13 protein-coding genes and 1 pseudogene are annotated in these 13,172 nt (G+C 71.1%); all 14 read right to left on the minus strand.

Annotated features, from left to right (window positions below; genetic code table 11):
* Positions 1 to 81 precede the first annotated feature (81 nt).
* Positions 82 to 633: an adenine phosphoribosyltransferase gene (locus tag ACIRR8_RS23055; RefSeq protein WP_404067883.1), complete on the minus strand. Its 552-nt coding sequence runs from the start codon at positions 631 to 633 to the stop codon at positions 82 to 84.
* Positions 633 to 1,721 carry a protein translocase subunit SecF gene (secF, locus tag ACIRR8_RS23060; RefSeq protein WP_404067886.1) on the minus strand — a complete coding sequence of 363 codons (1,089 nt, stop codon included), beginning with the start codon at positions 1,719 to 1,721 and terminating at the stop codon, positions 633 to 635. Before secF ends, ACIRR8_RS23055 begins: the two co-directional genes overlap by 1 nt.
* Before the next feature lies 1 nt (position 1,722).
* Positions 1,723 to 3,498, minus strand: a complete 1,776-nt coding sequence (gene secD, locus ACIRR8_RS23065; protein ID WP_404067889.1) for a protein translocase subunit SecD — start codon at positions 3,496 to 3,498, stop codon at positions 1,723 to 1,725.
* A 150-nt stretch (positions 3,499 to 3,648) separates the two neighbouring features.
* Entirely contained in the window at positions 3,649 to 4,140 is a 492-nt protein-coding gene (gene yajC / locus ACIRR8_RS23070) for a preprotein translocase subunit YajC (RefSeq protein WP_404067892.1), read from the minus strand.
* Between the two features lie 166 nt (positions 4,141 to 4,306).
* A complete protein-coding gene (gene ruvB, locus ACIRR8_RS23075) occupies positions 4,307 to 5,392 on the minus strand; it encodes a Holliday junction branch migration DNA helicase RuvB (protein ID WP_404067895.1) in 1,086 nt (361 codons plus the stop codon).
* Between the two features lie 30 nt (positions 5,393 to 5,422).
* A complete protein-coding gene (ruvA, locus tag ACIRR8_RS23080; RefSeq protein WP_404067898.1) occupies positions 5,423 to 6,049 on the minus strand; it encodes a Holliday junction branch migration protein RuvA in 627 nt (208 codons plus the stop codon).
* A 116-nt stretch (positions 6,050 to 6,165) separates the two neighbouring features.
* A pseudogene (ruvC, locus tag ACIRR8_RS23085) lies at positions 6,166 to 6,768 on the minus strand (crossover junction endodeoxyribonuclease RuvC); the annotation flags it as partial.
* 169 nt (positions 6,769 to 6,937) lie between these two features.
* On the minus strand, positions 6,938 to 7,690 hold the full coding sequence (locus ACIRR8_RS23090; RefSeq protein WP_109976984.1) for a YebC/PmpR family DNA-binding transcriptional regulator: 753 nt from the start codon (positions 7,688 to 7,690) through the stop codon (positions 6,938 to 6,940).
* A gap of 61 nt (positions 7,691 to 7,751) precedes the next feature.
* Positions 7,752 to 8,345, minus strand: a complete 594-nt coding sequence (pdxT, locus tag ACIRR8_RS23095; RefSeq protein ID WP_404067900.1) for a pyridoxal 5'-phosphate synthase glutaminase subunit PdxT — start codon at positions 8,343 to 8,345, stop codon at positions 7,752 to 7,754.
* 6 nt (positions 8,346 to 8,351) lie between these two features.
* Positions 8,352 to 9,272: a pyridoxal 5'-phosphate synthase lyase subunit PdxS gene (gene pdxS / locus ACIRR8_RS23100; RefSeq protein WP_003970325.1), complete on the minus strand. Its 921-nt coding sequence runs from the start codon at positions 9,270 to 9,272 to the stop codon at positions 8,352 to 8,354.
* A gap of 201 nt (positions 9,273 to 9,473) precedes the next feature.
* A complete protein-coding gene (locus ACIRR8_RS23105) occupies positions 9,474 to 10,022 on the minus strand; it encodes a hypothetical protein (RefSeq protein WP_404067903.1) in 549 nt (182 codons plus the stop codon).
* 55 nt (positions 10,023 to 10,077) lie between these two features.
* The gene (locus tag ACIRR8_RS23110) at positions 10,078 to 11,238 is read right to left on the minus strand and encodes a glycosyltransferase family 4 protein (protein WP_404067905.1); all 1,161 of its coding nucleotides are present in this window, start codon (positions 11,236 to 11,238) and stop codon (positions 10,078 to 10,080) included.
* 106 nt (positions 11,239 to 11,344) lie between these two features.
* The gene (locus ACIRR8_RS23115) at positions 11,345 to 12,256 is read right to left on the minus strand and encodes a phosphatidylinositol mannoside acyltransferase (RefSeq protein ID WP_404067908.1); all 912 of its coding nucleotides are present in this window, start codon (positions 12,254 to 12,256) and stop codon (positions 11,345 to 11,347) included.
* Complete coding sequence (gene pgsA / locus ACIRR8_RS23120; RefSeq protein WP_404067910.1) at positions 12,253 to 12,915, minus strand: phosphatidylinositol phosphate synthase; 663 nt, start codon at positions 12,913 to 12,915, stop codon at positions 12,253 to 12,255. Before pgsA ends, ACIRR8_RS23115 begins: the two co-directional genes overlap by 4 nt.
* Between the last annotated feature and the right edge of the window lie 257 nt (positions 12,916 to 13,172).

The following is a 13,172-nucleotide window of genomic DNA, read 5'->3' on the forward strand; positions in this document are numbered from 1 at the left end:
GCCCGGGGACGGTGAGAGCTTGACAACGAAGGGCGGGCACCCGGATGTTCCCGGGTGCCCGCCCTTTTCGTACGGAGGTTCTCAGACCGTGATCAGCGCTTCCAGCGGAGCACCGCGCAGCCCCGGCTCCAGCCGGGCCCGGCCCGCGAGGAAGCCGAGCTCCATGAGGACCGAGACGCCCGCGACCTGGGCGCCGGCCCGCCGGATGAGCTCCAGCGAGGCCTCGGCGGTGCCGCCGGTGGCCAGGACGTCGTCGATGACCATGATCCGGTCCTCGGCGACGAGGTCCTCGGCGTGGATCTCGATCTCCGCGCTGCCGTACTCCAGCTCGTAGGCCTGCGCGAGCGTGGCTCCGGGCAGCTTCCCGGCCTTGCGGACGGGTACGAAGCCGATGCCCGCCCGGACCGCGACGGGCGCGGCCAGGATGAAGCCGCGGGCCTCCAGGCCGACGATCTTCGTGGCGCCGTGCCGTACGCACAGCTCCGCGAGGGCGTCGGTGAGCGCCGTGAAGGCCACCGGGTCCGCCAGCAGCGGCGTGATGTCCTTGAACACCACGCCCGGCTTCGGATAGTCCGCGACATCGCGGATCCGGCTGAGCAGCAGCTCCCTGGTCGACTCGGCGGTGCTGGTCATCAGCGCTTCCCCGGCGTGCGGCCGTGCGAACGCGGGCGGCCGATGGCCGTGCCCGCGGTCGCGGCGTCCTCACGCGGCTCCTCGGGGCCGTTGTCCTCCGGGGACTCGCCCCGGGCGGCCGCGGCCGCGCGCTTGGCGAGGACCCGCTTCTTCAGGGCCTTCATCTGCGGCTCGCGCTCCTTGAGGTCGGCGACGAGCGGCGTGGCGATGAAGATCGAGGAGTACGCACCGGCGGCGAGGCCGACGAAGAGCGACAGCGAGATGTCGTTCAGCATGCCGGCGCCGAGGACACCGCCACCGATGAACAGCAGGCCGGCCACCGGCAGCAGCGCCACCACGGTGGTGTTGATCGAGCGGACCAGCGTGCTGTTGATCGACCGGTTGGCGATCTCGCTGTACGTGAAGCGGGTCTGCTTGGTGATGTCCTTCTGGCCTTCCTTGAGGCTGTCGAAGACCACCACCGTGTCGTACAGGGAGTAACCGAGAATGGTCAGCAGACCGATCACCGTACCCGGCGTGACCTCGAAGCCGACCAGCGCGTAGACACCGACCGTGATGGTGATGTCGTGGATCAGCGCGATGAGGGCGGCGACGGCCATCCGCCACTCGAAGGCGATGGCCAGATAGACCACCACCAGGATCATGAAGACCCCGAGACCCGTCCAGGCCTTGTTGGCGATCTGCTCACCCCAGCTGGGGCCGACCAGGTCCGCGTTGATCTCCTCGGCCGGGATACCGAGCTCGTCGGAGAGGGTCTCCTTGATCTCGTTGGCCTTGGCCGTGTCGACCTCGGTGATCTGGATACGGAGACCGCCGTTGCCGAGCTCCTGGACGATGGCCATGTGGCCCGAGGCCTCGGTCGCCACGTCCGTCGCCCGGGCCGTGGAGATCTTGGCCTTGGTGTCGGTCGTGAAGACCGCGCCGCCCTTGAACTCGATGCCCATGTTCAGGCCGCCGACCGCCACGGCGACGATGGCCGTGATGGTGATCAGTATCGAGACGCCGTACCAGATCTTGCGGTTGCGGATGAAGTCGTAACCGACCTCGCCTCGGTAGAGCCGGGCGCCGAGATTGCCGAGTCGCGACATCTCACGCCTCCTTCGGTTCGGTGGAAGCGCTGACACGGCGCGAGCGGCGCAGCGGCGGCTGGGCGCCGAGCCGCTTCGGGTCCAGACCGGACCAGGAACCGCCCTGGGAGAAGAACTTCGTCCGGCCCATCAGCGTCATCAGGGGCTTGGTGAAGAAGAACACCACGACCACGTCGAGCAGCGTGGTCAGGCCGAGCGTGAACGCGAAGCCCTGGACCTTGCCGACGGTGACGAGGAAGAGCACCGCGGCCGCCAGGAACGACACGAAGTCGGAGACCAGGATGGTGCGCCGGGCCCGGGGCCAGGCGCGCTCGATGGCCGGGCGCAGGGTGCGGCCCTCGCGGATCTCGTCTCTCACGCGTTCGAAGTACACGATGAAGGAGTCCGCGGTGATACCGATGGCGACGATGGCGCCGCAGACCGCCGGGAGGTTCAGCGCGAAGCCGATGGCCGGACCCAGCAAGGACATGATCGTGTACGTCAGGACGCCGGAGACCAGCAGGCTGAGCAGGGCGATGAACGCCAGCCCGCGGTAGTAGGCGACCAGGTAGATCACGACCAGCGCCAGACCGATGGCACCGGCGATCAGGCCGCCCTTGAGCTGCTCGCTGCCGAGGGCGGCGGTCACGGTGGTGACGCTGACCTCCTCGAAGGTCAGCGGGAGCGCGCCGTAGGACAGGATGTTGCCGAGGTCCTCGGCGGACTGCTGGGTGAAGCTGCCGGAGATCTGGGCGTTCTTGCTGAGCGCCGTGCGCACCGAGGGCGCGGAGACGACCTCGCCGTCGAGGACGATGGCGAACTGGTTCATCGGCGGCTGCTGCTGCGAGAGCCGGCTGGTGATCGTCTGGAACTTCTTGGCGCCGGCGGAGCTGAACTCCATCGACACGATCCACTCACCGGTCTGCTGGTCGATGGCGCCCTGGGCGTCGTCGACGTCGCCGCCGGAGACCTCGGCCGGGCCGAGGATGTACTTCTCGTAGCTGCCGGGGACGTTCGAGCCGCAGGCGACGATGGAGTCGGTGGGCAGGGCGTCCTTGCCCGCCGTCGCGCGCTGCCCGGGGTCGGCGCAGTTGAGCTTGGCGAACTCCTCCTGGAGCTTGGCCGTCGCCGGGTCCGCGGAGGGCGAGGCCTCGGGAGAGTCGGACGGCTTGGGCTCGCCGGAGTCCGTGGGCGTCGGGGTAGGGGCCTTCTTCAGGCCCTCGCTGACCGCACGGCCCTGGGTGGTGGCGCTCGGGGAGGGAGTGGCCTCCTCGCCGGTGGCCTCCTCGCCCTGGTCCTTGTCGTCCGGCGTGGCGGACGCGCCGGGCTTCGGCGTGGCGCTGCCCGAAGGGGTCGGGGAGCCGGAGGGCGCGGGCTGCTCGGGGCCGCTCGCCGCCACCGTCAGAACGGGCCGGAAGTAGAGCTGGGCGGTCGTACCGACCTGCTCCCGGGCCTGCTCGGAGTTGGTCCCCTTGGGGATGTTGACGATGATGTTGTCGCTGCCCTGGGTCTGGACCTCGGCCTCGGAGACGCCCAGACCGTTGACGCGCCGCTCGATGATCCCGACCGCGGTGTCCATGTTGGTCGGATTGATCGCGTTCGGCTTGCCGGGCTGGTTCTTCGCCTTGAGCGTGATCGACGTACCGCCGGCGAGGTCGATGCCCAGCCGCGGCGCGGTGTGCCCGGACAGGAACATCCCGCCGGTGAGCGCGACCATGGCGATGAGGATCAGAGCCAGGGCACGCCCCGGCCTCCCCTGACCGCCGGACGGCCCTCGGCCCTTCTTGGGTGCTGCCACCTTCTCGTTTCTCCCTGTCCAACCGCCCCGCGCGGGGACCGCGCCCGAGCGGCCACTATGTGTTGGGGGCCCCCCCCCCCGCAGCCCCCCGCCCCGGGCCGGGGCCCGCCGCGCGCGGGGGGGCGCGCCACGCCCCCGGGACCGTGAGACTTACTTGGTGCCGGTCTCGCCGTCGGCCTTGCCCTCGCCCTTGGCGTCCTTGACGTCCTTGGCCGCGGCGTCCTCGGTCCCGGCGTCGTCGGCCGACTCGTCCTTGCCGAGGTCGATCTTGGCGACCTCGGCCTTGTCCGTGTCGGACTCACCGGTCAGCGAGGAGGCGTCGTCGGGAACGACCGTGCCGTCCGTGTCCAGCTCCTCGTCGTCACCGTGCACGATGCGGTTGTACTCCGCGTCGTCCAGGACGGCACCGATCGCGTTCTTCGCGTAGATGGCGTGGACACCGGGGGCGACCTCGAGGAGCACGGTGTCGTCGTGGACTTCCTTGACGGTCGCGTACATGCCCCCGATCGTCCGGACGCCGGTGCCGGGCTGCATGTCGTTGCGCATCTGCGCGGCCGCCGCCTGCTTCTTCTTGGCGGAGCGGGTCATCAGGAACATGGCCCCGATGAGCACGATGAAGGGGAGGAGAGTAATGAGATCCACGGGACGGGGATTCCTTCGCACGACCGCGCTGGAATGCGGCCTGTATTTACGGGGGTGGGTACACCGACCTGTAAGGGCGGCATCGGCGGAGTCTAGATGAGTCCGCATCGATGGAACAACGCCCAGCATCGCACCCTGGTTCCGCTGTGGGTCAACCTGTGACGTATCACGCCCCGAACAGACCCTGTTGTCCCTTTGCTCCGTGGGACGGCGGAACCAGCCCCAGGTGGGCCCAGGCGGCCGGGGTGGCCACCCGGCCGCGCGGCGTCCTGGCCAGCAGCCCTTCCCGTACGAGGAAGGGCTCTGCGACCTCCTCGACGGTCTCGCGCTCCTCCCCCACGGCGACCGCGAGGGTGGACAGGCCGACCGGTCCGCCGCCGAAGAGCTTCAGCAGGGCGCCGAGGACCGCGCGGTCGAGCCGGTCGAGTCCGCGGGCGTCGACCTCGTACACCTTGAGGGCCGCGGCGGCGATCTCCCGGTCGATCGTGCCCTCGGCCTTGACCTGGGCGTAGTCGCGGACGCGGCGCAGCAGGCGGTTGGCGATGCGGGGCGTGCCGCGGGAGCGGCCGGCGATCTCGGCGGCGCCGTCCACGTCGATCCCGACGTCCAGGAGGCGGGCGGAGCGGTGGATGACGCGCTCCAGCTCGGTGGGGGCGTAGAACTCCATGTGGCCGGTGAAGCCGAAGCGGTCGCGCAGCGGCGGCGGCAGGAGTCCGGCCCGGGTGGTGGCGCCGACCAGGGTGAAGGGCGGCAGTTCGAGCGGGATCGCGGTGGCGCCGGGGCCCTTGCCGACGATGACGTCGACGCGGAAGTCCTCCATCGCCATGTAGAGCATCTCCTCGGCGGGCCGGGACATGCGGTGGATCTCGTCGAGGAAGAGGACCTCGCCCTCCTGGAGCGAGGAGAGGATCGCCGCGAGGTCGCCGGCGTGCTGGATGGCGGGGCCCGAGGTGATCCGGATCGGGGCGTTCATCTCCGCCGCGATGATCATCGAGAGCGTGGTCTTGCCGAGGCCCGGGGCGCCGGAGAGCAGTACGTGGTCGGCGGTGGCGCCGCGGGCGCGGGCCGCCTTGAGGACCAGGTCGAGCTGTTCGCGGACCTTCTCCTGGCCGACGAACTCCTCCAGGTCCTTGGGGCGCAGCGCCGCCTCGACCGCGGTGTCCTCGCCGTCGGCGTCCGCGTCGACCAGCCGGTCGTCGAAGACGGGCCCGGTGGGCTCGTCGGTCTCAAGTCCGGTCTCGTCCCAGTTCATTCAGGGGCCTCTTCGGTGGTTCGGTGCCGGTCAGCGTGCGCGGTTGAGAGTCTGCAGGGCGGCCCGCAGCAGCTGCGGCACCGGGGGTGCGGTGCCCTCGGCGACTGCTGCCTCGGCCTGCGGGGCGACGGCGCTGACGGCCTCCTCGGCCTCGCGGCTCGCGTAGCCGAGGCCGATGAGTGCGGCCTGGAGCTGGTCGCGCCAGCCGGAGGCGTGGGGCGTGCCGACGCCCTGCTGGCCGATGTGCGCGCCGACCGGTGCGCCGAGCCGGTCCTTGAGCTCCAGCAGCAGCTTCTGCGCGCCCTTCTTCCCGATGCCGGAGACGGCGGTGAGCGCCTTCTCGTCGCCGGTGGAGACGGCGAGGCGCAGCGCGTCGGGGCTGTGGGTGGCGAGCATGGCCTGGGCGAGGCGGGGGCCGACGCCGCTGGCGGTCTGGAGCAGCTCGAAGACCTGGCGCTCGTCGTCGTCGGCGAAGCCGTACAGCGTGAGGGAGTCCTCGCGGACGACGAGCGAGGTGGCGAGCCTGGCCTCCTGGCCGATGCGCAGGCCGGCCAGGGTCTGCGGGGTGCACTGGAGGGCCATGCCGATGCCGCCGACCTCGATGACGGCCGTGGTCGGGGCGAGCGCGGCCACCGGGCCGGAGACGAAGGCGATCATGCGGTGGGGCCTTTCAGCGTGCGGGGGGTGCGGGACCCGCCAGAGGTACGGGGCGTGGCGGACGCGCCGGGCGCGGGGGCGGTGCCGGACGCGCGGGGCGTTTCGGCCGTACCCGCCGTGCGGGGGGTGCGGGATGCTCCGGGTGTACGGGAGATGCCGGGTGTACGGGAGATGCCGGGCGTGGCCTGCGTACGGGAGGCGCTCGGCGTGCGGTGGGCCGCGACCGCCTGTTGCAGGCGGTTCTGTGCGGGTGCCCGCCAGATGTGGCAGATCGCGAGCGCCAGGGCGTCCGCGGCGTCGGCGGGCCTGGGAGGTGCGTCCAGCCTCAGCAGCCGGGTCACCATGGCTCCGACCTGCGCCTTCTCCGCGCGGCCCGATCCGGTGACGGCGGCCTTGACCTCGCTGGGCGTGTGCAGGGCGACCGGGATGCCGCGGCGGGCGGCGCAGAGCATGGCCACCGCGCTCGCCTGGGCCGTGCCCATCACCGTACGGACGTTGTGCTGCGCGAAGACCCGCTCCACCGCCACGTAACCCGGGGAGTGCTCGTCGAGCCAGGCTTCTATGCCGCGCTCGATGGCGACGAGCCGGTCGCCGAGCTCCGCGTCGGCCGGGGTGCGCACGACGCCGACGCCGAGCATGGTCAGCGGGCGGCCCGCGACCCCTTCGACCACGCCGACACCGCACCGGGTCAGCCCGGGGTCGACACCCAGAACCCGCATGGAGCCCCCTTGTCCTCTGCGCTCACCACGCCCACTCGTTCATCTGTTCCCGCAGGCTATCGGCTCGCACCGACAATCCGTCGGAACCGGACCGCCGCGACCGACAAGACGACGGGCCGACGGGGTGTGTCCCCGTCGGCCCGTCGTACCGTGCTGTGCCGGCCGCGCCTCAGGCGTCGACCTTCTCCATGACCTCGTCGGACACGTCGAAGTTGGCGAAGACGTTCTGCACGTCGTCGCTGTCCTCCAGCGCGTCGATGAGCTTGAAGATCTTGCGCGCGCCCTCTTCGTCCAGCTCGACCTGCATGGTCGGCAGGAAGTTGGCCTCGGCGGAGTCGTAGTCGATGCCCGCCTCCTGGAGCGCGGTGCGGACCGCGACCATGTCGGTGGCCTCGCTGATCACCTCGAAGGTCTCACCGAGGTCGTTGACCTCCTCGGCGCCCGCGTCGAGCACCGCGCCGAGGACGTCGTCCTCGCCCAGCTCGCCCTTGGGGACGATCACGACGCCCTTGCGGTTGAAGAGGTACGAGACGGAGCCCGGGTCGGCCATCGAGCCGCCGTTCCGGGTCATCGCGACACGTACGTCGGACGCGGCACGGTTGCGGTTGTCGGTGAGGCACTCGATGAGCACCGCGACACCGTTGGGGCCGTAACCCTCGTACATGATCGTCTCGTAGTCGGCGCCGCCCGCTTCGAGACCGCCGCCGCGCTTGACCGCGGAGTCGATGTTCTTGTTCGGGACGGAGCTCTTCTTCGCCTTCTGGATGGCGTCGACGAGGGTCGGGTTGCCATCGGGGTCCACGCCGCCGGAGCGCGCCGCGACCTCGATGTTCTTGATCAGCTTCGCGAAGAGCTTGCCGCGCTTGGCGTCAATCACGGCCTTCTTGTGCTTCGTCGTAGCCCATTTAGAGTGGCCGGACATCTGCCTTCTCCTTCGCGTCACCAAAATCGAGTCGAACCCGAGAGATCCTACCGGGGTCCGCTCACTTCACCGCGCGCACCATGTCCACGAACAGAGCGTGCATGCGGTGGTCGCCGGTCAGTTCGGGATGGAACGACGTGGCGAGGACGTTTCGCTGCCGTACGGCCACGATGTGGCCGCCGTGCTCGGCGATGACCTCGGCCCCGGCCCCGACGGACTCCACCCAGGGCGCGCGGATGAAGACGCCTTCCACCGGGCCGCCGTCGATCCCGTCGACCTCGACCGCGGCCTCGAAGGACTCGTTCTGCCGGCCGAAGGCGTTGCGGCGCACGATCATGTCGATGCCGCCGACGGTCTCCTGGCCCGAGCGGGGGTCCAGGATCTTCTCCGCCAGCAGGATCATCCCGGCGCAGGTGCCGTAGACCGGCATCCCGGCGCGGACCCGCTCGCGGAGCGGCTCCATCATGCCGAAGAGGACCGCCAGCTTGGACATGGTGGTCGACTCGCCGCCGGGGATGACCAGGCCGTCGACCTCGGCGAGCTCCTCGGGGCGCCGGACCGGCCTGGCCAGGGCGTCCGCCGAGGCCAGGGCGATCAGGTGCTCCCGTACGTCGCCCTGGAGTGCGAGGACGCCGATCACAGGGGTGTCGCTCATCAGTGGTTACCAGCCGCGGTTGGCGTAGCGCTCGGACTCGGGCAGGGTGTCGCAGTTGATGCCGACCATGGCCTCGCCCAGGTTGCGGGAGGCGTCCGCGATGACCTTCGGGTCGTCGTAGAAGGTGGTGGCCTTCACGATGGCGGCGGCGCGCTTGGCCGGGTCGCCGGACTTGAAGATGCCGGAGCCGACGAAGACGCCCTCGGCACCGAGCTGGCGCATCAGCGCGGCGTCGGCCGGGGTGGCCACACCACCGGCGGAGAACAGCACGACCGGCAGCTTGCCGAGCTCTGCGACCTCCTTGACCAGCTCGTAGGGGGCGCGGAGGTCCTTGGCGGCGGCGTACAGCTCGTTGTTGTCGAAGCCGCGCAGACGGGCGATCTCGTTCTTGATCTGGCGCAGGTGGCGGACGGCCTCGACGACGTTGCCGGTGCCGGCCTCGCCCTTCGAGCGGATCATGGCCGCGCCCTCGGCGATGCGGCGCAGGGCCTCGCCCAGGTTGGTGGCGCCGCAGACGAACGGGGTGGTGAAGGCGAACTTGTCGCTGTGGTTGACCTCGTCGGCCGGGGTCAGGACCTCGGACTCGTCGATGTAGTCGACGCCGAGGGACTGCAGGACCTGGGCCTCGACGAAGTGGCCGATGCGGGACTTGGCCATGACCGGGATGGAGACGGCCCCGATGATCTCCTCGATCATGTTGGGGTCGGACATCCGGGCCACGCCGCCGTCCTTGCGGATGTCGGCCGGGACCCGCTCCAGGGCCATGACGGCCACGGCGCCCGCGTCCTCGGCGATCTTCGCCTGCTCGGCGTCGACGACGTCCATGATCACGCCGCCCTTGAGCTGCTCGGCCATACCGCGCTTGACGCGGGCGGTGCCGGTGGCCGGGGACTCGGCGGACTGCGGGGTGCTGGGAAGCGTGGACACGGGACCTCACTCGGTGAAAGACGCTGAATTACTGCATCGCCGAGCAAACGCTGTGGGAGCAGTCCACAGCAAGGGCCAATAGGGAGGGCGTGGATCGTTTTGGGCTCAGGGACAGGCGATGTCCGGCCCTGATCCGCCGGACATTCCCCAGGTTCATGATCCGCCGGACATCCCCCAGGTTCATGATCGGCCGGACATCCCCTAGGTTCCAGGGCGGTCCGCGAGCGCGACGGGAGGCGCGTCGTCCATCTCGAAGGCGAGCGGGAACGGTGCGTGTCCGGCCAGCCGGAACAGCCGTACGGTACGGTGCCGGCGCAGCGCCCGGGCCGCGCGCACGGAGTCGTTGTGGAAACGCCGGGCCATCGGTACGCGGCGTACGGCGGCGGCCAGTTCGGTGGCCGCGTCCTCGCCGCCGGGGATCTCCTTCACCGCCTCCACCTGGGCCGGTTCGCCGAAGACGGCGCGCAGGGCGGCGCTCAGCTCGCTCTCGGCGACCTCGCGGTGGTCCTCCTCGGCCTGGCGGGCGGCGTGGGCGGCCTCGTACAGGACGATGGAGGCGGCCGGGTCCAGGACGCCGGAGGTGGCCAGCTCCTGGGTGACCGAGGCGCGGCGCAGGAGTTGGGCGTCGAGTGCGGCGCGGGCGGCGTCGATCCGGGAGTGCAGGCGGTCCAGGCGGCCGGCGGTCCAGCTGAGGTAGACGCCGATCGCGATGAGCGCGACGACGATCCAGACGATGAGGGTTACGGTCACGGGCCCACACGCTACCGTCGCCGGGGCCCCTGACGTCCATCAGGAGGCCCGGCCCTCAGTCCCGCGCCAGCCCGAACCGGGCCCGCAGCCCCGACCGCTCGTCCTCCGCGACCGACGCGGCCCCGTCCGTCACCGTCTCGTACACCGCGAGGATGTCGGCCCCCACGGTCCCCCAGTCGAACCGCCGTACGTGCGCCTCGCCGCGCTCCCGCAGTCCGGCCCTGCGCTCCGGGTCGCCCAGCAGCCGGATCGCGGCGGCGGCCAGCGCGTCGGCGTCCTCGTTGGCGAAGAGGTCGCCCGCCTCGCCCTGGTCCAGCACCTGCGCGAAGGCGTCCAGGTCGCTCGCGAGGACCGGCGCACCCGCCGACAGCGCCTCCACCAGGATGATGCCGAAGCTCTCGCCGCCGGTGTTCGGGGCCACGTACACATCGACGCTGCGCAGCAGCCGGGCCTTGTCCTCGTCGCTGACCATGCCGAGGAACTCCACGCGCTCGCGCAGCTCCTTCGGCAGCGATGCCACCGCCTCCTCCTCGTCCCCGCGCCCCGCGACCAGCAGCCGGGCCTCGGGGTGGGCGGCGAGGATGGCGGGCAGCGCCTTCATCAGGACGGGCAGCCCCTTGCGGGGTTCGTCGATGCGGCCGATGAAGCCGAGGGTCCGGCCCTGCCACTCGGCCTTCGGCTCGGCCTTGGCGAAGAACCCGACGTCGACGCCGTTCGGGATGACCACGGCGTCCCCGCCCAGGTGCTCCACCAGGGTGCGCCGCGCGTACTCGCTCACCGCGATCCGCGCGCTGATCTTCTCCAGGGCGGGCTGGAGGATCGGATACGCGGCGATCATCGCCCGGGAGCGCGGGTTGGAGGTGTGGAAGGTCGCCACGATCGGGCCCTGCGCCGACCAGCAGGCGAGCAGGCCGAGCGAGGGGGAGGTCGGCTCGTGGATGTGGATCACGTCGAAGGTGCCGTCGTGGAGCCAGCGGCGGACCCGGGCGGCCGAGAGGAAGCCGAAGTTCAGCCGGGCGACGGAGCCGTTGTACGGGACGGGGACGGCCCGGCCCGCCGAGACGACGTAAGGGGGCAGCGGGGTCTCGTCGTCGGCCGGGGCCAGGACGGAGACGGTGTGGCCGAGGCCGATGAGGTGCTCGGCCAGGTCCCGGATGTGGAACTGGACGCCGCCGGGGACGTCCCAGGAGTACGGGCAGACGATGCCGATCTTCACGTGCGCTCTCCCGGGAGTCCGGTCTTCGTGTGCTCTCCGCGGACTCCGGTGGTCAGGTGCTCTCCCCGGAGTCCGGCCTTCACATGCGCTCCCCGGGCTTCGGTCGTCACGTGCCCTCTCCCCGGGGTTCCAGGTCGTCCAGCCAGAGCCGCTGGAGCATGTGCCAGTCCTCCGGGTGTTCGGCGATGCCGCCGGCGAAGGCGTCGGCCAGCCCCTGTGTCATGGCGGCGGTCTTCTCCGCTCGGGTGCCTTCCCCCGGCGCCTCGATCGCCGGGTGGACGCGCGCTCTCATCACCGGCGTGCCGTCGTACCAGAGGGTCACCGGCATCAGCAGCGCGCCCGTCTGCTGGGCGAGCAGCGCCGGTCCGGCCGGCATCCGGGCGGTGGCGCCGAAGAACGACACCTCGACGCCGGAGGCGGAGAGGTCCCGGTCGGCGACCAGGCAGACCAGACCGCCCGCGCGCAGCCGCCGGGCCAGCGTGCCGAAGGCCGCGCCGCCGCTGTGCGGCAGGACCTCCATGCCGAGGCCCTCGCGGTAGGCGACGAACCGGTCGTAGAGCGATTCGGGCTTCAGCCGTTCGGCGACGGTGGTGAAGGGGACCTTCAGGTCGGTGGTGACCCAGGCGCCGGCGAGGTCCCAGTTGCCGAGGTGGGGCAGGGCGATGATCACGCCGTTCCCGGCGTCCAGGCCCTCGGTCAGGTGGTGGGCGTCCTTGACGTCGATGCTCGCCTTGATGCGCTCCGGGGTCCAGGTCGGCAGCCGGAACGACTCCATCCAGTACCGCATGTACGAGCGCATCCCGGCCTTGGACAGCTCGGCCAGCCGCTCCGGGCCCGCGTCCGGGACGACCCGCGCCAGGTTCGACTCCAGGCGCAGCACACTCTTGCCGCGCCGCTTCCAGACCCGGTCCGCGATCGTACGGAAGAGGGCCTCTGCGGCGGGCTCCGGCAGCTTCTTCACCGCGCCCCAGCCGAGCCCGTACAGACCGTCGGTGATCCGGCCCTTGAGCGCGCTCACCGGTCGGCCGGCCCGCCGGCGGCGGAGGCGGCATCGGCCTCGGCGGATTCACGGCGTACGGTCACCACGCGCTGGATCAGCGTCACCAGGGAGCCCACGGCGACGACCCACAGCGCGATCGGGAGCAGGATGTCGATGTACGGGACGCCGAAGGCGTGCAGTCCGGCGAGACCGGCGGCGACCAGCGAGATGACCAGGCGTTCGGCGCGCTCCACCAGGCCGTTCACCGCGACCGGCAGGCCGATCGACTCGCCGCGCGCCTTGGTGTACGAGACCACCTGACCGCTGGCCAGGCAGAAGATCGCGACGGCGCAGAGGATGTTGTCGTCACCGCTGCCCGCGTACCAGAGGGCGAAGCCGGCGAAGATCGCGCCGTCCGCGACCCGGTCCAGCGTCGAGTCCAGGAACGCGCCCCACCGGCTGGAGATCCCGGCCTGCCGGGCCATGTTGCCGTCGACCAGGTCGGAGAAGACGAACAGTGTGATGACGATGGTGCCCCAGAAGAACTCCCCCATCGGGAAAAAGACCAGCGCACCTGCCATCACTCCGGCCGTGCCGATGAGAGTGACCGCGTCGGGGCTGACCCCGAGGCGGAGCAGGAGGGCGGCGAACGGGGTGAGGACACGCGTGAAAAATGCACGCGCGTACTTGTTCAGCATGGCTTTCCCGAGGGTTCGGCTGGCCGAGCGGCCCCATCGGCCACCGGCTGGCCCATCGTAGTCACGACCGGTGCCCTCCACCGGACGGGCACCCTTCGGCAGTGGTGTCGCCGGAAGCCCGGCGGCCGCGCCCGACGTATGGACGCCTCGGCGCCCGGGTGCCAAGCTCGAAGGACCGAGGCCGCCTCGGCGGCTCCCCGTATCCGCCGTCCAGCGCGGTCGGCTGCTCCCCCTCCCGTACCGCGTGACCCACCGGG

This window comes from Streptomyces sp. NPDC101178, from assembly GCF_044767965.1.
In the GTDB taxonomy this organism is placed as follows: Bacteria; Actinomycetota; Actinomycetes; order Streptomycetales; family Streptomycetaceae; genus Streptomyces.